This is a genomic window from Streptomyces sp. NPDC048392 (genome assembly GCF_043200575.1).
Classification (GTDB): Bacteria; Actinomycetota; Actinomycetes; order Streptomycetales; family Streptomycetaceae; genus Streptomyces.
The window spans coordinates 793038-813003 of sequence record NZ_JBICYB010000001.1 but is presented as its reverse complement, the minus strand read 5'-3'; the positions used below and the strand labels follow the sequence as shown (position 1 = coordinate 813003).

19 protein-coding genes are annotated in these 19966 nt (G+C 70.8%); 9 read left to right on the top strand and 10 right to left on the bottom strand.

Going from position 1 to position 19966, the window contains the following annotated elements; genetic code table 11:
- Positions 1-4: 4 nt before the first annotated feature.
- The 6 genes from ACGFYH_RS03540 to ACGFYH_RS03515 form a co-directional block, all read right to left on the bottom strand.
- Positions 5-1261 (bottom strand): cysteine desulfurase, encoded by a 1257-nt coding sequence (locus ACGFYH_RS03540; protein ID WP_393801451.1) that lies wholly within the window; start codon positions 1259-1261, stop codon positions 5-7.
- A complete protein-coding gene (gene sufC, locus ACGFYH_RS03535) occupies positions 1258-2022 on the bottom strand; it encodes a Fe-S cluster assembly ATPase SufC (protein ID WP_393801450.1) in 765 nt (254 codons plus the stop codon). The genes ACGFYH_RS03540 and sufC overlap by 4 nt, the downstream gene beginning before the upstream one ends.
- Before the next feature lie 7 nt (positions 2023-2029).
- Positions 2030-2347: a non-heme iron oxygenase ferredoxin subunit gene (locus tag ACGFYH_RS03530; RefSeq protein ID WP_053128856.1), complete on the bottom strand. Its 318-nt coding sequence runs from the start codon at positions 2345-2347 to the stop codon at positions 2030-2032.
- Positions 2344-3528 (bottom strand): Fe-S cluster assembly protein SufD, encoded by a 1185-nt coding sequence (gene sufD, locus ACGFYH_RS03525; RefSeq protein ID WP_393801449.1) that lies wholly within the window; start codon positions 3526-3528, stop codon positions 2344-2346. Before sufD ends, ACGFYH_RS03530 begins: the two co-directional genes overlap by 4 nt.
- Positions 3529-3594: 66 nt before the next feature.
- Complete coding sequence (gene sufB, locus ACGFYH_RS03520) at positions 3595-5016, bottom strand: Fe-S cluster assembly protein SufB (RefSeq protein ID WP_393801448.1); 1422 nt, start codon at positions 5014-5016, stop codon at positions 3595-3597.
- Positions 5013-5771: a helix-turn-helix transcriptional regulator gene (locus ACGFYH_RS03515; RefSeq protein WP_393801447.1), complete on the bottom strand. Its 759-nt coding sequence runs from the start codon at positions 5769-5771 to the stop codon at positions 5013-5015. Before ACGFYH_RS03515 ends, sufB begins: the two co-directional genes overlap by 4 nt.
- A 192-nt stretch (positions 5772-5963) precedes the next feature.
- Here ACGFYH_RS03515 and ACGFYH_RS03510 point away from each other — a divergent pair, with 192 nt between their 5' ends.
- The 4 genes from ACGFYH_RS03510 (at position 5964) to ACGFYH_RS03495 (ending at position 9602) form a co-directional block, all read left to right on the top strand.
- Positions 5964-6752: an aminoglycoside N(3)-acetyltransferase gene (locus tag ACGFYH_RS03510; RefSeq protein WP_393801446.1), complete on the top strand. Its 789-nt coding sequence runs from the start codon at positions 5964-5966 to the stop codon at positions 6750-6752.
- A gap of 70 nt (positions 6753-6822) precedes the next feature.
- Positions 6823-7746, top strand: coding sequence for an ABC transporter ATP-binding protein (locus ACGFYH_RS03505; RefSeq protein WP_393801445.1), 924 nt, complete (start codon positions 6823-6825; stop codon positions 7744-7746).
- Positions 7743-8525 (top strand): ABC transporter permease, encoded by a 783-nt coding sequence (locus ACGFYH_RS03500; RefSeq protein ID WP_393801444.1) that lies wholly within the window; start codon positions 7743-7745, stop codon positions 8523-8525. Before ACGFYH_RS03505 ends, ACGFYH_RS03500 begins: the two co-directional genes overlap by 4 nt.
- A gap of 54 nt (positions 8526-8579) precedes the next feature.
- A complete protein-coding gene (locus tag ACGFYH_RS03495) occupies positions 8580-9602 on the top strand; it encodes a heme A synthase (RefSeq protein ID WP_393801443.1) in 1023 nt (340 codons plus the stop codon).
- Here ACGFYH_RS03495 and ACGFYH_RS03490 read toward each other — a convergent pair.
- From ACGFYH_RS03490 to ACGFYH_RS03475, 4 genes are all read right to left on the bottom strand, one after another.
- Positions 9557-10300 carry a nucleotidyltransferase domain-containing protein gene (locus ACGFYH_RS03490; protein WP_393801442.1) on the bottom strand — a complete coding sequence of 248 codons (744 nt, stop codon included), beginning with the start codon at positions 10298-10300 and terminating at the stop codon, positions 9557-9559. The two genes, ACGFYH_RS03495 and ACGFYH_RS03490, sit on opposite strands and share 46 nt — an antisense overlap.
- A gap of 18 nt (positions 10301-10318) precedes the next feature.
- Complete coding sequence (locus tag ACGFYH_RS03485; protein ID WP_393801441.1) at positions 10319-11425, bottom strand: amidohydrolase family protein; 1107 nt, start codon at positions 11423-11425, stop codon at positions 10319-10321.
- Positions 11426-11522: 97 nt separating this feature from the next.
- The gene (locus tag ACGFYH_RS03480) at positions 11523-11867 is read right to left on the bottom strand and encodes a hypothetical protein (RefSeq protein ID WP_393801440.1); all 345 of its coding nucleotides are present in this window, start codon (positions 11865-11867) and stop codon (positions 11523-11525) included.
- Positions 11868-11965: 98 nt separating this feature from the next.
- On the bottom strand, positions 11966-12934 hold the full coding sequence (locus tag ACGFYH_RS03475; RefSeq protein WP_393801439.1) for a heme o synthase: 969 nt from the start codon (positions 12932-12934) through the stop codon (positions 11966-11968).
- 367 nt (positions 12935-13301) lie between these two features.
- On the opposite strand from ACGFYH_RS03475, the gene tkt reads away from it, so the two are divergent.
- Genes tkt through pgl form a run of 5 tightly spaced genes read left to right on the top strand, consistent with a single transcriptional unit; the run spans position 13302 to position 19894 of the window.
- The gene (gene tkt / locus ACGFYH_RS03470) at positions 13302-15389 is read left to right on the top strand and encodes a transketolase (RefSeq protein WP_393801438.1); all 2088 of its coding nucleotides are present in this window, start codon (positions 13302-13304) and stop codon (positions 15387-15389) included.
- 34 nt (positions 15390-15423) lie between these two features.
- Positions 15424-16542, top strand: a complete 1119-nt coding sequence (gene tal, locus ACGFYH_RS03465) for a transaldolase (RefSeq protein ID WP_393801437.1) — start codon at positions 15424-15426, stop codon at positions 16540-16542.
- A 3-nt stretch (positions 16543-16545) separates the two neighbouring features.
- Positions 16546-18069 (top strand): glucose-6-phosphate dehydrogenase, encoded by a 1524-nt coding sequence (gene zwf / locus ACGFYH_RS03460; RefSeq protein WP_393801436.1) that lies wholly within the window; start codon positions 16546-16548, stop codon positions 18067-18069.
- Entirely contained in the window at positions 18066-19112 is a 1047-nt protein-coding gene (gene opcA / locus ACGFYH_RS03455) for a glucose-6-phosphate dehydrogenase assembly protein OpcA (RefSeq protein ID WP_393801435.1), read from the top strand. The genes zwf and opcA overlap by 4 nt, the downstream gene beginning before the upstream one ends.
- Positions 19109-19894 carry a 6-phosphogluconolactonase gene (gene pgl / locus ACGFYH_RS03450; protein ID WP_393801434.1) on the top strand — a complete coding sequence of 262 codons (786 nt, stop codon included), beginning with the start codon at positions 19109-19111 and terminating at the stop codon, positions 19892-19894. Before opcA ends, pgl begins: the two co-directional genes overlap by 4 nt.
- Positions 19895-19966 lie beyond the last annotated feature (72 nt).

The following is a 19966-nucleotide window of genomic DNA, read 5'->3' as shown; positions in this document are numbered from 1 at the left end:
CCCGTCAGCCGAAGAAGTTCCGTACGTGCTCCAGACCGTCGACCAGCGCGTCGATCTCGGTCGGCGTGGAGTACAGATAGAACGACGCTCGCGTGGTCGCAGGAATTCCGTAGCGCAGGCAGACGGGGCGGGCGCAGTGGTGGCCGACCCTGACCGCGATGCCCTGCTCGTCGAGGACCTGGCCCACGTCGTGCGGGTGGATGTCACCCAGGGTGAAGGAGATCGCGGCGCCGCGCTCCTCGGCCGTGGTGGGGCCGATGATGCGCAGGTCCGGGACCTCAAGGAGCCGCTTCACCGCGTACTCGGTGAGCGCGTGCTCGTGGGCCAGGACCTTGTCCATGCCGATCGAGTCGAGGTAGTCGATCGCCGCGCCCAGACCGACCGCCTGCGCGACCGGGGGCGTACCCGCCTCGAACTTGTGCGGGGCCGGGGCGTAGGTGGAGGAGTGCATCGAGACCGTCTCGATCATCTCGCCGCCGCCGAGGAACGGCGGGAGGTCCTCCAGCAGCTCCTGGCGGCCCCACAGCACGCCGATGCCGGTCGGGCCGCACATCTTGTGGCCGGTGAAGGCCACGAAGTCGGCCTGGAGGGCCTGCACGTCCAGCGGCATGTGCGGCGCGGCCTGGGAGGCGTCGATGCACACGAGCGCGCCGACCTCCTGGGCGCGGCGCACGATCGCCTCGACCGGGTTCTGGGTGCCCAGGATGTTGGAGACCAGCACGAAGGAAACGATCTTCGTCTTCTCGGTGATGACCTCGTCGATGTTGGACAGGTCCAGGCGGCCGTCGTCCGTGAGGCCGAACCAGCGGAGCTTCGCGCCGGTGCGCTGCGCGAGCAGCTGCCACGGCACGATGTTGGAGTGGTGCTCCATCTCCGTGATGACGATCTCGGTCTCGTGGTCCACGCGGTAGGGGTCGTCGGCCCAGCCCAGCATGTTCGCGACGAGGTTGAGTGACTCCGAGGCGTTCTTGGTGAAGATCACCTCGTCGCGCGAGGGCGCGTTGACGAACTCCGCGACCTTGTCACGCGCGCCCTCGTACAGCGCCGTGGCCTCCTCGGCGAGGACGTGCACGCCACGGTGGACGTTGGCGTTGTAGCGCTCGTAGTACTCGCTGAGCGCGTCCAGCACCTGTCGCGGCTTCTGGCTGGTCGCCGCGTTGTCCAGGTACACGAGCTTCTGCCCGTCGTGGACCTGGCGGTCCAGGATGGGGAAGTCCTTGCGGATCGCCTCGGTGTCGAGGAGGCCCGGCAGCTGTGTCACGCGGATACGCCACCCTTCGTGTATGCCTCGTAGCCCTCGTTCTCCAGCTTGTCGGCCAGTTCGGCGCCGCCGGACTCGGCGATGCGGCCGGCGGAGAACACGTGGACGAAGTCGGGCTTGATGTAGCGCAGGATGCGCGTGTAGTGCGTGATCAGCAGCGTGCCGACCTCACCGGACTCACGGACGCGGTTGACGCCCTCGGAGACGACGCGCAGGGCGTCGACGTCCAGGCCGGAGTCGGTCTCGTCGAGCACCGCGATCTTCGGCTTGAGCAGCTCCAGCTGGAGGATCTCGTGGCGCTTCTTCTCACCGCCGGAGAAGCCCTCGTTGACGTTGCGCTCGGCGAAGGCGGGGTCCATGTTGAGGCGCTCCATGGCCTCCTTGACCTCCTTGACCCAGTGGCGCAGCTTGGGGGCCTCGCCGCGGACGGCGGTGGCGGAGGTGCGCAGGAAGTTGGAGACCGAGACGCCGGGCACCTCGACGGGGTACTGCATCGCGAGGAACAGGCCGGCGCGGGCGCGCTCGTCGACGGACATCTCCAGGACGTCCTCGCCGTCGAGGGTGACGGAGCCGCCGGTGATCGTGTACTTGGGGTGACCCGCGAGCGAGTAGGCGAGGGTCGACTTGCCGGAGCCGTTGGGGCCCATGATGGCGTGCGTCTCGCCCTGCTTCACGGTGAGGTCGACGCCCTTGAGGATCTCCTTCGTGGCGTTGTCGGCCTCGACGGTGACGTGCAGGTCTCGGATTTCAAGCGTTGCCATGGGTGCCTCAGGACTCCTGGGTGAGGGAGACGAGCACGTCGTCCCCTTCGATCTTTACGGGATATACGGGGACGGGGCGCGTCGCCGGAAGACTGTCGGGCTTGCCGGACCGCAGGTCGAAGCGCGAGCCGTGCAGCCAGCACTCGATGTGGCAGTCGTCGACCTCGCCCTCGGCGAGGGAGACGTTCGCGTGCGAGCAGATGTCGTTGATCGCGAAGACCTCGCCCTCGGTCCGCACGACGGAGATCGGCGTGCCGTCGAGTTCCACCCGCTTCGGGGTGTCCTCCTCCAGCTCGTCCGCTCCACAGACGCGTACGAAGGTCATGCGACCGACGCCTCCAGCTCCTTGGCGATCTTGGTGAGCAGGCGGGCCTCGATGTCCGGGACACCGATCTGCTGGACCAGCTCGGCGAAGAAGCCGTGGACCACCAGGCGGCGGGCGTCGAGCTCGGGGATGCCGCGCGCCATCAGGTAGAAGAGCTGCTCGTCGTCGAAGCGGCCGGTGGCGGAGGCGTGGCCGGCGCCGACGATCTCGCCGGTCTCGATCTCCAGGTTCGGCACCGAGTCGACCCGGGCGCCGTCCGTGAGGACGAGGTTGCGGTTCATCTCGTAGGTGTCGGTGCCCTCGGCCGCGGCCTCGATGAGCACGTCGCCGATCCACACCGCGTGCGCGTCGTCGCCCTGGAGCGCGCCCTTGTAGACGACGTTCGACTTGCAGTGCGGGACGTTGTGGTCGACCAGGAGGCGGTGCTCCTGGTGCTGGCCGGCGTCGGTGAAGTACAGGCCGAACAGCTCGGCCTCGCCGCCGGGACCGGCGTAGGCCACGCGCGGGTGCAGCCGGACCAGGTCGCCGCCGAAGGTGACGACGAAGGATTTGAAGCCGGCGTCGCGGCCGATCAGCGCGTTGTGCTGGCCGACGTGCACGGCCTTGTCGTCCCAGTCCTGGACGGAGACGACGGTCAGCTTGGCGCCGTCGCCCAGGACGTAGTCGACGTTGGCGGCGAGCACCGCGTCACCGGTGTGGTCGATGACGACCACGGCCTCGGCGAAGGCACCCAGCTCGACGACCTGGTGGGCGTAGGCGGTCCCGCCCTCGCCGTGCACGGCGATGCGGATCGGCTCGGTGAGGACCGTCTCCTTGGGGACGGTGATCACGCCGGCCTTCTCGAACGCCGCGTACGCCTGGGCGGCGACCCGGTCCACCGGGGTGCCGGCCCTGCCGACACGCGCGTCGTCGCGGCCGACGGTCTCGACGACGACGCCCTCGGGCGCGTCGATGTCGACCTTCACGCCGTCACCCGTGGCGACGGCGGTGCCGTCGTGCAGCCCGCGCAGCCGCTCCAGGGGCGTGAACCGCCACTCCTCCTCGCGGCCGTGGGGGACGGGGAAGTCCGCCACGTCGAAGGACGCGGGCGCGCTCATGCGCGTGGCGACGGTCGACTCGGCGGCCACCGCGATCTGGCCCGCGGTGGTGGACCCCACGGGGATGTTCTGAGCCTCAGCCATGGCTGTCGGTCTGCTCTCTTCCTGCGTTCCTGCGTCGGAATCTGGCGACTGCTTCGGGGGCGGGCCTCAGCCGACCGCGCCTTCCATCTGCAGCTCGATCAGCCGGTTGAGCTCGAGGGCGTACTCCATGGGCAGCTCCTTGGCGATCGGCTCGACGAAGCCGCGCACGATCATCGCCATCGCCTCGAACTCGCTCAGACCGCGGCTCATCAGGTAGAAGAGCTGGTCCTCGGAGACCTTGGAGACGGTCGCCTCGTGGCCCATGGACACGTCGTCCTCGCGGACGTCCACGTAGGGGTACGTGTCGGAGCGGGAGATGGTGTCGACGAGCAGCGCGTCGCACAGCACGTTCGACTTGGACCCGTGGGCGCCCTCGCCGATCTCGACGAGACCGCGGTAGGAGGTACGGCCGCCGCCGCGCGCCACGGACTTCGACACGATGTTGGAGGAGGTGTTCGGCGCCATGTGGACCATCTTGGAACCGGCGTCCTGGTGCTGGCCCTCGCCCGCGAAGGCGATGGACAGGGTCTCGCCCTTGGCGTGCTCGCCCATCAGGTAGACGGCCGGGTACTTCATCGTCACCTTGGAGCCGATGTTGCCGTCGACCCACTCCATGGTCGCGCCCTCGTACGCCACGGCGCGCTTGGTGACCAGGTTGTAGACGTTGTTCGACCAGTTCTGGATGGTCGTGTAGCGGCAGCGGGCGTTCTTCTTGACGATGATCTCGACGACCGCGGAGTGCAGCGAGTCCGACTTGTAGATCGGCGCGGTGCAGCCCTCGACGTAGTGCACGTAGGCACCCTCGTCGACGATGATCAGGGTCCGCTCGAACTGGCCCATGTTCTCCGTGTTGATACGGAAGTAGGCCTGGAGCGGGATCTCGACGTGCACGCCCTTCGGCACGTAGATGAAGGAGCCGCCGGACCACACGGCGCTGTTCAGCGACGCGAACTTGTTGTCGCCGACGGGGATGACCGTCCCGAAGTACTCCTTGAAGAGCTCCGGGTGCTCCTTCAGGGCCGTGTCCGTGTCCAGGAAGATGACACCCTGCTCCTCCAGGTCTTCGCGGATCTGGTGGTAGACGACCTCCGACTCGTACTGGGCCGCGACACCGGCGACGAGGCGCTGCTTCTCCGCCTCGGGGATGCCGAGCTTGTCGTAGGTGTTCTTGATGTCCTCGGGCAGGTCCTCCCAGGACTCCGCCTGCTTCTCCGTGGAGCGCACGAAGTACTTGATGTTGTCGAAGTCGATGCCCGACAGGTCCGAGCCCCAGTTCGGCATCGGCTTCTTCTCGAAGAGGCGCAGTCCCTTGAGACGGAGCTTGGTCATCCACTCCGGCTCGTTCTTCTTCGCGGAGATGTCGCGGACGACGTCCTCGTTGATGCCGCGCTTGGCAGAGGCGCCGGCCGTGTCGGAGTCGGCCCAGCCGTATTCGTACTTGCCCAGGCCCTCGAGCTCAGGGTGAGCAGTCTCCGTGGGGAGCGTCATGCGGGGTTCCTCCCGGCCGTGCTTGCAGATGCGTGAGCGGTGTTCGTGGGCGCGTGCGCCGCGGGCGGCGCGTGCGAAGTCTTCGGAATGAACGTGGTGCAGACCCCGTCGCCGTGCGCGATGGTCGCGAGCCGCTGTACATGCGTACCGAGCAGCTCGGCGAAAAATTCCGTCTCCGCCTCGCACAGCTGCGGAAACTGCTCCGCGACGTGGGCGACCGGGCAGTGGTGCTGGCACAGCTGCTCGCCCTGCTGGGGGTGGGGCGCGCTCCGCGCGGTAGCAGCGTACCCGTCCTCGCTCAGGGCCTTGGCCAGGGCTTCCGCGCGTTTTTCCGCGGGGACGGACTCGACCGCCTTGCGGTACACGCCCGACTGGGCGGCGATCCTGGCGCGGGCGAAGGCGGCGATCGCCTGCTCCCCGCCCTCCTGCTCGGCGATCCAGCGCAGCGCGTCGGCGGCCAGCTTGTCGTACGACTGGTCGAAGGCGTCCCGGCCGCAGTCGGTGAGCGCGAAGACCTTGGCGGGTCGCCCGCGCGTGCGCGCGCCGTAGATCCGCTGCTCGCGGGCCTCGACCACGTCGTCGGCGACCAGCGCGTCGAGATGGCGCCGGACGGCGGCCTGGGTCAGGCCCAGGCGCCCGGCGAGCTCGGCGACGGTCGACGGCCCGTGGTCCAGGATGGAGCGCGCGACGCGGTTGCGGGTGGACCGCTCACCGGTCGCGAGTTCCTCCTGCGGAGCCTCGCCAACGTTTTTCACAACGCCATTGTTGCGTAATTCCTCGGGGGCGGGCAAGCCGTGCCGGATCATCCGGCGGTGCCCTGCGTCACTTAGGCATACCTAAGGTGACCTGCGGAAACGATCTCTGATCGACCACCGCGGGGCGACGGCGGCGCCGGCGCGGGCGGCGATCCGCTGGCGTACCCGGGCCGCTTCCGCAACACTCCCCGCATGCCCACACCCCCTCCCACCGGCCCGCTCGTCACCCGGGGCACGATCGGCACCGGCCTGCGCGAACTGGGTGTGCGCACCGGTGACACCCTCCTCGCGCACTCCTCCCTCAGCTCCCTCGGCTGGGTCTGCGGAGGGCCCGTCGCCGTCGTCCAGGCGCTGCTCGACGTCCTCGGTCCGGGTGGCACCCTGGTGGTCCCCACCCAGACCGGCGACCTCTCGGACCCGGCACTGTGGACGAGCCCGCCGGTGCCCGAGGACTGGTGGGACACCGTGCGGGCCGCGATGCCCCCCTTCGACCCGCTGATCACGCCCTCGCGCGGGGTCGGCGTGCTCCCCGAGACGGTGCGCACCTGGCCGGGCGCCCGGCGCAGCGCGCATCCGCAGACCTCCTTCGCGGCCCTCGGCGCACGCGCCGCCGAGGTCGTCGCGGACCACGCGACCGACTGCCGGCTCGGCGAGCGCAGTCCCCTGGCCGTGCTGGAACGGCTGGCCGCCAGGGTCCTGCTCCTGGGCGCGGGCTACAAGGCGTGCACCGCCTTCCATCTCGCCGAGTACCGGATCACCTCCCCGCTGGTGGAGGTGGGGCGCCCGGGACCGGTGGGGTGGGAGCGGGTGACCGAGGTGTCGATCACCTCGGAGCGGTTCGACGAACTGGGCCACGACTTCGAGCGCGACCGGCCGGTCCTGCGCGGCCGGATCGGTTCGGCCGAGGCCCGGCTGTTCCCGCTCCCTGCCGCGGTCGCCTACGCGGAACGCTGGCTGCCCGTGCACCGGCCCCGCGGGTGACGGCCCCGTGCGAAGGAGATCCCGCACCCCCGCCACCGAGCACTCTGCGGGCTACCTAGACTCGTGACCCATGCGAAGTGAGCCCGTGGTCCAGGTCCAGGCCCTGGTGAAGCGGTACGGCACGAAGACCGCGGTGGACGGCCTCGACCTGGTGGCCCGGGCGGGCGTCACCGCCGTGCTCGGTCCCAACGGGGCGGGCAAGACGACCACGGTCGAGGTCTGCGAGGGATACCGGAGGCCGGACTCCGGGACCGTCCGCGTCCTGGGCCTTGACCCGGTGAGACAGGGCTCCGCGCTGCGCCCGCGGATCGGCGTGATGCTCCAGTCGGGCGGCGTCTACTCCGGCGCCCGCGCCGACGAGATGCTGCGCCACGTCGCGAGGCTGCACGCCCACCCGCTGGACGTCGACGCGCTGATCGAGCGGCTCGGTCTCGGCTCGTGCGGCCGCACGACGTACCGCAGGCTCTCGGGCGGGCAGCAGCAGCGGCTCGCCCTGGCGATGGCCGTGGTCGGCCGTCCGGAGCTGGTGTTCCTGGACGAACCGACCGCCGGCCTCGACCCGCAGGCCCGCCACGCCACCTGGGACCTCGTGCGGGACCTGCGCCGCGACGGGGTCTCGGTGATCCTCACCACGCACCACATGGACGAGGCCGAGCATCTGGCCGACGACGTCGCCATCGTCGACACCGGCCGGGTCGTGGCGCAGGGCTCCCCGGAGGAGCTGTGCCGCGGCGGCGCCGAGAACACCCTGCGGTTCTCGGGCCGTCCCGGACTCGACGTCGCGTCCCTGCTCAAGGCGCTGCCCGCGGACTCCGCGGCCGCCGAGCTGACACCGGGCTCCTACCGGGTGAACGGCAAGGTCGACCCGCAGCTGCTCGCGACGGTCGCCTCCTGGTGCGCCCAGCACGGAGTGATGCCGGACCGCATCTCGGTGGAGCGGCACACCCTGGAGGACGTCTTCCTGGAGCTCACGGGCAAGGAGCTGCGCTCATGACCACGACCACGGACACCGCCGGCGCCTACACGCCGAAGCCGGGCGCCGCGCCGCTCGGGCGCATGATCGCGGCGCAGGCCGTGCTCGAGACGAAGATGCTGCTGCGCAACGGCGAGCAACTGCTGCTGACGGTGGTCATCCCGACGCTGCTGCTCGTCCTGTTCAGCTCCGTGGACATCATCGACACCGGAACCGGAGAGACCGTCGACTTCCTCGCCCCCGGCATCCTCGCGCTCGCCGTGATGTCGACGGCGTTCACGGGCCAGGCCATCGCCACCGGCTTCGAGCGCCGGTACGGGGTGCTGAAGCGGCTGGCCGCGTCGCCACTGCCCCGCTGGGCCCTGATGACCGCCAAGACCGCGTCGGTGCTGGTCACCGAGGTGCTCCAGGTCGTCCTGCTGACGGCGATCGCCTTCGCGCTGGGCTGGTCGCCGCACGGCAACCCGGCGACCGTGCTGCTGCTCCTGGTCGTCGGCACCGCCGCCTTCTCCGGGCTCGGACTGCTCATGGCGGGCACGCTGAAGGCGGAGGCCACGCTCGCCGCCGCCAATCTGGTCTTCCTGCTGCTCCTCGTGGGCGGCGGGGTCGTCGTACCGCTGGACAGGTTCCCGGACACGGCGCAGAGCCTGCTGGGGCTGCTGCCGGTCTCCGCCCTGTCGGGCGGGCTGCGGGACGTCCTCCAGCACGGGACCGGGGTGCCCTGGGGCGACCTGGGGATCCTCACCGTGTGGGCGGTCGTGGGGCTCGCGGCCGCGGGGAAGTTCTTCCGCTGGGAGTAGGGGCGCACGCCGGAGACCGACCCTCGTGAAAGCGTGCACAAGCGGGCGCCTACGATGGACGGCGTGCCAAACGTGACCCGCGCCGACGCCGCAGCCGCCGTGCGCAACCCGCTCGCCTTCATCGCCGCGCGCTGGACCCCGCACCCCCGGACGGTCCAGCGGGCGGCCCTCGGCGCCCTCGTCATGGCGGTGGTCATCGTCGTGACCGGCGGTGCCGTACGCCTGACCGGCTCGGGTCTCGGCTGCCCGACCTGGCCCAAGTGCACCGACACCTCGCTCACCACCACGAGCGAGATGGGCTTCCACGGCGTCATCGAGTTCGGCAACCGCATGCTGACGTACGTGCTGTGCGCCGCGGTCGGCTGGGCGATCATCGCCGCCCGGTCGCACAAGCCGTACCGGCGCGGTGTGACCCGGCTGGGCTGGCTGCAGTTCTGGATCGTGATGGGCAACGCGGTTCTCGGCGGCATCGTGGTCCTGGTCGGCCTCAACCCGTACACCGTCGCGGCCCACTTCCTGCTGTCCACCGCGCTGATCGCCGTCGCGACCGTGATGTGGCAGCGCACCCGGGAGGGCGACGCGGCACCCCGCCCCCTGGTCGGCAAGGCGGTCCAGCAGCTGATGCGGGTCCTGACCGTCGTCTCGGTGCTGCTGATCGCGGTCGGCACCGTGGTGACCGGCGCGGGGCCCCACGCGGGTGACTCCAGCGACGTCTCACGGATGCCGCTCGACTGGGAGACGGTGAGCAAGGCGCACGCCGTCCTGGCGTGGATCGTGGTGACGCTGACGTTCGCCCTGTGGTTCGTGCTGAAGGCGGTCGACGCGCCCGAGGGGCCGCCGGCCCGCACCCGCGACCTGTTCCTGGTGCTGCTCGCCCAGGGGGCCATCGGGTACGTCCAGTACTTCACCGACCTGCCCGAGATCCTGGTGGATCTGCACATGTTCGGCTCGTGCCTGGTGTGGATCGCGGTGCTGCGGGTGCTGCTCTCCCTGCGTGAGCGGTCCGAGGAGACGGCGTCCGGGCTGCCCGTTCAGGAGTACGGGGCCACCAGCGTGTCGATGGCCGGTCCCAGGTAGCTCCGGGTCAGCTCGGCGCGGCGGGCGGTCCACTCCGGCGTGGCCGCGGGCCGCGCGGCGTTCCCGTACCGCCGCTCGGCGATGTCCTCGACGACCTGGCCGGGAGCCCCCAGGGCGGGCAGCCCGTCCAGCGCCTCCCGCTTGGTGATCAGACGGCCCTCCCGCAGCGTGACGGTGGCGCGGGCGAAGGTGAGCAGGCCCAGGTCGACCCAGACGTCCTGCCGCCACGGCTCCGCCCTGCGCAGGGTCGGCCGCCAGAAGTCCCGCTGGTCGCGGACGACGAACGCCGCCAGTTCCGGATCCGGCACCGGCGGCAGCAGCTCCCGCGGCGACTCGCCGTACAGGACGCGCCCGGACTCGTGGAGTTCGCGCCGGGTGACCGGCGTGACCGTCCGCTTGAAGAGCTGCTGGTGGGCCCAGGTCAGATGCCGCTCCTCGGGGTCGGCGGCGGTGCCGGGCGACAGATAGGTGCAGTGCAGCAGTCCGGCCAGGGGTGCGGCGCGCAGGCGGGCGTGGAGCAGCCCCAGCCGCCAGGCGGTGCGGGCCGTGGCCGGCCGCGGCAGGACCGCGATCAGGTCGAGGTCGCTGCGGCCCTCCTGGTAGTCGCCCCCGCCCAGTGAGCCGTGGGCCCAGACGGCGACGGGGCCGAGGGGTTTCAGGCCGGTGAGGAAGCGGTCGAGCAGTGCGGCGGTCGGCATCCGCCCAGTGTCGACGACTCATTCCAGTCCGTACACCCGCCCGGCGTTTCCCGAGGCGATCATCCCCGCCACCCGCTGCGCGTCGCCGGGCGACCACGCCCCCTCGGCCACCCAGGTGCCCAGCACCCTGCCGAGGGCCTCGCGGAACAGCCGGGCCGCGACCACGTGCAGCTCGGGCAGGCCCTGCGCGCCGCTGGAGAAGAGGATCTTGCCGAAGGGCGCCAGCTCCAGGATCTCCGCGAGGACCGTGGCGGCCCGGGCGCCGGTGCGCAGCAGGGCGGCGCCCGAGTCGGCGTAGACGTGCGGGAAGACGCCGGCCAGATGGGCGGCGTGACGGTGGTACGGGTAGCCGTGCAGCAGGACCAGGTCGGTGCCGAGGCCGGCGGTGGCCCGCACGAAGTCCGTGAGCAGGACCGGGTCGGTGCGGTCGATGCGCAGGCCCGGCTCGCCGAGGCCCGCGTGCAGCTGGAGCGGCAGCCCCGAGGCGACGGCGATCCACAGCAGGTGGCGCAGCAGCACCGGGTCGCTCAGCTCCCCGCCGACCTCGCGCCCGGTCAGCCAGCGGGCGGCGGCCCCGCGCACCTCGCCGGCGCCGGGAGGTTCCGGCGCGAGCGACAGGCCGTGCCGTACACCGGCGACGGAGGTGAAGGCGACCGCGCCGGCGGCGGCGCCGTGCACGGCCTCGGCGAGGTTGGCGAGGAAGGACTCGACGGTCCCCGAGGTGTCGGCGACCTGTTCGGCGAGCAGTTCCAGGCGGACGATCTCGCGGGTGTCCGCGTCCGCTGCGCAGGCCATCTCGGCGGGTCCGGTGAGGTCGCCGGGCAGTCCCGCGTCGACCAGGTAGGTCGTGACGCCGCTGCCGCGCAGCAGCCGGCGGTCGGCCTCCATGACACCCAGCTCGCGGCGCCGGGCCAGGTAGCGGGCGGGCGGGCAGTGCGGTTCCAGGCCGAGCAGGGGCGGGCACCAGCGGCGTACCGCGAAGCCGGTCTGGGTGTCGAAGAGGGTGGTGCCGGGTGCGGGCGGGCCCTCGGTGCGGGCCAGCTGGGCCTCGAAGGTGCCGAGGCCCAGCTCCGTTCTCAGGACGCCGTGGCAGTACTGGTCCACCAGGGACGGCGTTTCGATCATCCGGGCTCCCCGTGCTGGGACCGTGCGCCTCGTGGCTCGCGGCCTCGCGGCTCGCGCGCCTCGCGGCTTCCTACGGTCCTAACGGGTGAACCCGGCCTCAGGTGTTGCTCGGGCCTCCGACCTGGATGCCCGCCATGCGCGACCACTCGTAGGGACCGGTCGTCACCTTGGCGGCGAACTCGCCGTCGAAGTCCTCGTGGACGGTGACCCCGGACTTCTCCACAGCCTGCCGCGCCGTCTCGTAGGAGCGCGCGACGAGATCGCCCCAGGCGCCGTCCTCGCCGACCAGCACGATCCGGGCGCCGCGTTCGCCGAGGTAGGCCACCTGGGCCTCGGCACCGCCGTGGGCCTCGGAGAAGGAGCCGATCCGCCCGGCCAGCCTGGCCACCCGGCGCTCGGCCCGCCGGTCCGCCTTCGTCTCAACCTGCTGCGTGTCTGCCATGACCAGGATGCTACCGACGGGTAGATCGAACGGCGACGGGCGGGGTGCGTGGCCTTGACCACGCGCCCCGCCCGTCGGGCGGCCTCACCATGGGGCGCTCAGCGCAGGAACGGGTCCACCGCGATCGCCAGGAACAGCACCGACACGTAGGTGATGGACCAGTGGAACAGCCGCATCTCCTTGAGCTTGCCGCCGGTGACCTCGGCCTTGGCGCGGTTCTGCAGCCCGTGGGCCTCCCACAGCCACATGCCGCCGGCCAGCAGGGCGACCGCCGTGTAGAACCAGCCGGTGTAGCCGAGCGGCGTCAGCAGCAGGGAGACGACGACCATCACCCAGCTGTAGATGACGATCTGCCGGGCGACGACCTTGTTGGAGGCGATCACCGGGAGCATCGGCACGCCGACGCGCGCGTAGTCCTCCTTGACCTTCATGGACAGCGGCCAGTAGTGCGGCGGCGTCCAGAAGAACATCACCCCGAAGAGGATGACCGGCGCCCAGGACATCGAGTCGGTCACGGCCGACCAGCCGATGAGCACCGGCAGACAGCCGGCGATGCCGCCCCAGACGATGTTCTGCGAGGTACGGCGCTTGAGGATCATCGTGTAGACGACGACGTAGAAGAGGAGCGCGCCGAGCGAGAGCCAGGCCGACAGCCAGTTGACGGTGAGGCCGAACAGCAGCGTGGAGACGACGGCCAGGGTGATGCCGAAGACCAGGCACTCCGCCGGGCCGACCATGCCGGTCACCAGGGGGCGCTGCGAGGTCCGGTCCATCAGCGCGTCGATGTCGCGGTCGATGTACATGTTCAGCGCGTTGGCGCCGCCGGCCGACAGGTATCCGCCGACGCAGGTCAGCAGCACCAGCCGCAGATCCGGAACACCCTGTTCGGCGAGGAACATCACCGGAACGGTGGTGATCAGCAGAAGCTCGATGATCCGCGGCTTGGTCAGCGCCACGAACGCCTTGACACGGGCCCCGAACGGCCGGTGACTCGGGCTCTGGTTCGTCCCGATAACCCCCGCAGGACGGGATTCAACGGCCGTCACGCACACCCCTGACAGAGACATCCCAGCAAGCCCCCCATGTGAAGTGGCGGTGAAGGCTCGCGCGTACCACGCCACTTTAGACGTTGCCCATACCTCGGCCTTCGCGGGGGTGCGCTCGTGTTGGCGGGGGTGCTGTGACGCGGGCGCTCCGACGTGCGTTCGGACAGTCGGTTGAGCAGTCAGATGAGCGGCTCCGTATTCACTTGCCGAATGCGGTTTCGCCCAGTCGACAGGCGGATCGAGAAGAGTCCCGGCAGTCTGGTTTCCAGCGGAAAAACGCACGTACTTACGGGGGTAGGCTCGACAATGGCCGGCCGATTCACGGACGCGCCGGCAGCCGGTGCATCCGTGCACCGGCATCCGACATGGAGAGGAGCCCTGACTCAGGGTGAGCACCAAGCCGACCACCGCAGACCTCGAGTGGACCGAACTGGACCAGCGGGCCGTGGACACCGCCCGCGTCCTGGCCGCCGATGCCGTACAGAAGGTTGGCAACGGCCATCCGGGTACGGCGATGAGCCTGGCGCCCGCCGCCTACACCCTCTTCCAGAAGGTGATGCGGCACGACCCCGCCGACGCGAACTGGGTCGGACGCGACCGTTTCGTGCTGTCCGCCGGCCACTCGTCCCTGACCCTCTACACCCAGCTGTACCTGGCGGGCTTCGGCCTGGAGCTGGCGGACCTCGAGTCCTTCCGCACCTGGGGCTCCAAGACCCCCGGCCACCCGGAGTACGGCCACACCACGGGCGTGGAGACCACGACCGGCCCGCTGGGGCAGGGTGTCGCCAACGCGGTGGGCATGGCGATGGCCGCCCGCTACGAGCGCGGTCTGTTCGACCCGGAGGCCGCCGAGGGCGAGTCCCCGTTCGACCACTTCATCTACTGCATCGCCGGTGACGGCTGCCTCCAGGAGGGCATCTCCGCCGAGGCCTCCTCCCTCGCGGGCCACCAGAAGCTCGGCAACCTGGTGCTTTTGTGGGACGACAACCACATCTCCATCGAGGGCGACACCGAGACCGCCGTCTCCGAGGACACCTGCAAGCGGTACGAGGCGTACGGCTGGCACGTGCAGCGCGTCGCCCCGAAGCCGGACGGCGACCTGGACCCGAACGCGGTCTACGACGCGATCGAGGCGGCGAAGAAGGTCACCGACCGGCCGTCCTTCATCGCCATGCGCTCGATCATCGCCTGGCCCGCCCCGCACGCGCAGAACACCGAGGCCGCGCACGGCTCGGCGCTCGGCGACGACGAGGTCGCCGCCACCAAGCGGGTCCTGGGCTTCGACGCGGAGAAGTCCTTCGAGGTCTCCGACGAGGTCATCGCGCACACCCGGCAGGCGCTGGACCGGGGCCGGGCGGCCCGAGCGGTGTGGGAGAAGTCCTTCCAGCAGTGGCGGGACAACAACCCGGAGCGCGCCGCCGAGTACGACCGTGTGGCCGGGGGAGAGCTGCCGAAGGGCTGGGAGGAGAAGATCCCGGTCTTCGAGGCGGGCAAGGGCCTCGCCACCCGCGCCGCGTCCGGCAAGGTGCTCCAGGCGCTCGGCGCGGTCGTCCCCGAGCTGTGGGGCGGCTCGGCCGACCTGGCGGGCTCGAACAACACGACGATCGACAAGACGTCGTCCTTCCTCCCCGAGGGCAACCCGCTGCCCGGCGCGGACCCGTACGGGCGCACCATCCACTTCGGCATCCGCGAGCACGCGATGGCCGCGGAGATGAACGGCATCGCGCTGCACGGCAACACCCGCATCTACGGCGGAACGTTCCTGGTCTTCTCCGACTACATGCGCAACGCGGTGCGGCTGTCGGCGCTGATGCACCTGCCGGTGACGTACGTGTGGACGCACGACTCCATCGGACTGGGCGAGGACGGTCCGACCCACCAGCCGGTCGAGCACCTGGCCTCGCTGCGCGCCATCCCGGGTCTGAACGTGGTCCGCCCGGCCGACGCCAACGAGACCGCCATCGCCTGGCGCGAGATCCTGCGCCGCTGGACGAAGGAGTTCGGCAAGGGCCAGCCGCACGGTCTGGCGCTCACCCGCCAGGGCGTGCCGACGTACGAACCCGACGAGGGCGCGGCCAAGGGCGGCTACGTGCTGTTCGATGCGGACGGCGGCGACGCCGAGGTCGTGCTCGTCGCGACCGGTTCCGAGGTGCACGTCGCCGTGGAGGCGCGCGAGCGGCTCCAGGCCGACGGTGTGCCGACCCGTGTGGTGTCCATGCCGTGCGTCGAGTGGTTCGAGCAGCAGGACCAGGGGTACCGGGACAGCGTCCTGCCCCCGTCCGTGAGGGCCCGTGTCGCGGTGGAGGCCGGGATCGGACTGACCTGGCACAAGTACGTGGGAGACGCCGGCCGCATCGTCTCCCTGGAGCACTTCGGTGCTTCGGCGGACGCCAAGGTGCTCTTCAAGGAGTTCGGCTTCACCGCCGAGAACGTGGCCTCGGCCGCGCGGGAATCTCTCGCCGCGGCCCGACGCTGACGCCCGTATACGACACGTAGGAGATGCATTTTCCATGACAGACGCACTCAAGCGCCTCTCCGATGAAGGCGTGGCGATCTGGCTGGACGACCTGTCGCGCAAGCGGATCACGTCCGGCAACCTCGCCGAGCTGATCGACCAGCAGCACGTCGTGGGCGTCACCACCAACCCGTCGATCTTCCAGAAGGCCATCTCGCAGGGCGACGGCTACGACACGCAGCTCACCGACCTCGCCGCCCGCGAGGTCACCGTCGAAGAGGCCATCCGGATGATCACCACGGCGGACGTCCGCGACGCCGCCGACATCCTGCGCCCGGTCTACGACAACACCGGCGGCAAGGACGGCCGGGTCTCCATCGAGGTGGACCCGCGCCTAGCGCACAACACCCGGGCGACGGTCGCCGAGGCCAAGCAGCTCGCCTGGCTGGTGGACCGGCCCAACACGCTGATCAAGATCCCGGCGACCGAGGCCGGCATCCCGGCGATCGCCGAGACCATCGGCCTGGGCATCAGCGTCAACGTCACGCTGATCTTCTCGCTGGAGCGCTACCGCAAGGTCATGGACGCCTTCCTGACCGGCCTGGAGAAGGCCAAGGAGCGCGGCCTCGACCTGTCGCAGATCCACTCCGTGGCGTCCTTCTTCGTGTCCCGCGTGGACACCGAGATCGACAAGCGGCTCGACGCGCTCGGCACCGACGATGCCAAGGCCCTGCGCGGCAAGGCCGCCGTCGCCAACGCGCGTCTCGCCTACCAGGCGTACGAGGAGGTCTTCGGCGACGACCGCTGGGCCGCCCTGGAGAAGGCCGGCGCCAACAAGCAGCGTCCGCTGTGGGCGTCGACCGGCGTGAAGGACAAGGCGTACAGCGACACCATGTACGTCACCGACCTGGTCGCGCCCAACACGGTCAACACCATGCCGGAGGCCACGCTGCTGGCCACCGAGGACCACGGCGAGATCACCGGCGACGCCGTCGCCGGCACCTACGAACAGGCCCGCGCCGACCTCGACGCGGTCGAGAAGCTCGGGATCCCCTACGAGGAGGTGGTCAAGCTTCTCGAGAAGGAGGGCGTCGACAAGTTCGAGGACGCCTGGAACGACCTGCTGAAGTCCACGGAGGCGGAGCTCAAGCGCCTCGCTCCCTCGAAGGGCTAGAAATTGTCGAGCAGCAATCCGCTGCGTGACCCCGCAGACCGACGGCTCCCGCGTATCGCGGGGCCGTCGGGTCTCGTCATTTTCGGCGTCACCGGCGATCTGTCCCGCAAGAAGCTCATGCCCGCCGTGTACGACCTCGCCAACCGGGGTCTGCTGCCGCCGGGCTTCTCGCTCGTCGGGTTCGCCCGCCGCGACTGGGAACACGAGGACTTCGCCCAGGTCGTGCACGACGCCGTCAAGGAGCACTCGCGTACTCCGTTCCGCGAGGAGGTCTGGCAGCAGCTCCTCCAGGGAATGCGCTTCGTCCAGGGCACCTTCGACGACGACGACGCCTTCGAGCGGCTGCGCGGCACCATCGAGGAGCTGGACAAGGCACAGGGCACGGGCGGCAACTTCGCCTTCTACCTGTCGGTGCCGCCGAAGTCCTTCCCGGTGGTCATCCAGCAGCTGAAGAAACACCGGCTGGCCGACCAGTCGAGCGGCTCCTGGCGCCGCGCGGTGATCGAGAAGCCGTTCGGCCACGACCTGAGGTCGGCCGAGGAGCTCAACGCGATCGTCCACGAGGTCTTCGGCTCCGACCAGGTCTTCCGCATCGACCACTACCTGGGCAAGGAGACCGTCCAGAACATCCTGGCGCTGCGCTTCGCCAACACGATGTTCGAGCCGATCTGGAACCGGTCCTACGTGGACCACATCCAGATCACGATGGCCGAGGACATCGGCATCGGCGGCCGGGCCGGTTACTACGACGGCATCGGCGCCGCCCGTGACGTCATCCAGAACCACCTGCTCCAGCTGCTCGCGCTGACCGCGATGGAGGAGCCCGCCTCCTTCGACGCGGACGCGCTGGCCGCCGAGAAGACCAAGGTGCTCGGCGCGGTCCGGCTCCCCAAGGACCTGGGCCGGGACACCGTGCGCGGCCAGTACGCGGCCGGGTGGCAGGGCGGCGCCAAGGCCGTCGGCTATCTGGAGGAGGAGGGTATCGACCCCGAGTCGAAGACCGACACCTACGCCGCGATCAAGGTCGGTATCGACAACCGCCGCTGGGCGGGCGTCCCCTTCTACCTGCGCACCGGCAAGCGCCTCGGCCGCCGGGTCACGGAGATCGCCGTCGTCTTCCAGCGCGCCCCGCACTCCCCCTTCGACACCACGGCCACCGAGGAACTCGGCTCGAACGCGATCGTCGTCCGCGTCCAGCCCGACGAGGGCGTCACCGTCCGCTTCGGCTCCAAGGTGCCGGGCACGTCGATGGAGATCCGGGACGTGTCCATGGACTTCGCCTACGGCGAGTCCTTCACCGAGTCGAGCCCGGAGGCGTACGAACGCCTGATCCTCGACGTCCTCCTGGGCGACGCCAACCTCTTCCCGCGCACCGAGGAGGTCGAGCTGTCCTGGAAGATCCTCGACCCGATCGAGGAGTACTGGGACCGGCACGGCACCCCGGCCCAGTACCCGGCCGGCACCTGGGGGCCCGTGGAGGCGGACGACATGCTGGAGCGAGACGGACGGAGCTGGCGCCGGCCATGAAGACAGACCTCACGGACACCACCGCCAGCAAGATCAACAAGGCGCTTGTCCTGGGCCGCCGGGCCATCGGCACCCCGGCCATCGGCATGGTGCTCACCCTGGTCATCGTCACCGACGAGGAGAACGCCTACGACGCGCTGAAGGCCGCGAGCGACGCCGCGCACGAGCACCCCTCGCGCACACTCGTCGTCATCAAGCGCGTCTCGCGCTCGCCCCGGGACCGCACCCGGTCCCGGCTGGACGCCGAGGTACGGCTCGGTGCCGACGCGGGCACCGGCGAGACGATCGTGCTGCGGCTGTACGGCGACGTCGTCGACCACGCCCAGTCGGTGGTCCTGCCGCTGCTGCTGCCGGACGCGCCGGTCGTGGTGTGGTGGCCGGTGAACGCTCCGCTGGACCCGGCCAGGGATCCCCTGGGCGCGCTCGCCCAGCGCCGGGTCACCGACACCTACGCCTGCGGGGAGCCGATACGGGAACTGGTGGCCCGCGCCGACGCCTACGCCCCCGGCGACACCGACCTGTCGTGGACCCGGATCACGCCCTGGCGCTCGATGCTGGCGGCGGCCCTGGACCAGACCGACTGCCGGGTGCGGTCGGTCGAGGTGGAGGGCGAGGAGTTCAACCCGAGCTGTGAGCTGCTCGCGATGTGGCTCGCGGACCGGCTGGACGTGCCGGTGGAACGCTCGGTGTCGAACGGTCCCGGTCTGACCGCGGTCCGGATGGACACCGACTGCGGTCCGGTCGTCCTGGACCGGGCCGACGGCTCACTGGCGAACCTCTCCATCCAGGGTCAGCCGGCCCGGGCGGTCGCGCTCAAGCGCCGCGAGACGGCCGAGCTGATCGCGGAGGAGCTGCGGCGCCTGGACCCGGACGACACGTACGCGTCGGCCCTGCGGTACGGGGTGAACCGGTTGAACGCGCCCGCCAAAGGAGGCGCCGGTGACCGGGACGGTGCCGCCGCGGCGGCCGGGACCGCCGCGAAAGCTCCCGCGAAGGACGCGACGCAGGAGAAGACCCCGGTAAGGAAGGCGGCGGCGAAATGAGCGACACCCCGCAGCTGGTCGTGCACCGTGACAAGGCGCTGATGGCCGAGGCCGCGGCGGCCCGGATCATCACGAAGATCGTGGACGCGCAGGCCTCCCGGGGCAGCGCGTCCGTGGTCCTCACCGGCGGCCGCAACGGCAACGGCCTGCTCGCGGCGCTCGCCGGCTCCCCGGCCCGGGACGCGGTCGACTGGGGCCGGATCGACCTGTGGTGGGGCGACGAGCGCTTCCTGCCCGAGGGTGACCCGGAGCGCAACGTCACCCAGGCGCGCGAGGCGCTGCTCGACGCGGTGCCGCTGGACCCGAAGCGCGTGCACGCGATGCCGGCGTCCGACGGCCCGTACGGTGCGGACGTGGAGGCGGCGGCCGCCGCCTACGCGCAGGAGCTGGCCGCGGCGTCCGTCCCCGAGAACCACGCCGCGGTCCCGTCCTTCGACGTCCTGCTCCTCGGCGTCGGCCCGGACGCCCACGTGGCGTCGATCTTCCCGGAGCACCCCGGAGTCCGGGAGACGGAGCGCACGGTGATCGGCGTCCACGGCTCCCCCAAGCCGCCGCCCATCCGCATCTCCCTGACCCTGCCCGCGGTCCGCGCCGCCCGTGAGGTGTGGCTGCTCGCGGCGGGCGAGGACAAGGCGAACGCGGTGGCGATGGCCCTGTCGGGCACGGGCGAGATCCAGGCCCCGGCAGCGGGCGCCCGGGGCCGCGCCCGCACCCTGTGGCTCCTGGACTCGGCGGCGGCGTCCCAGCTGCCGAGGTCGCTGTACCCACCGGCGTCGGCGTAGGTCCGAGAGCGTCCGAGAGCGAGAGAACGCCGGGTTCCGCGAGCGCGGAGCCCGGCATTCCGTCGTGGTGGG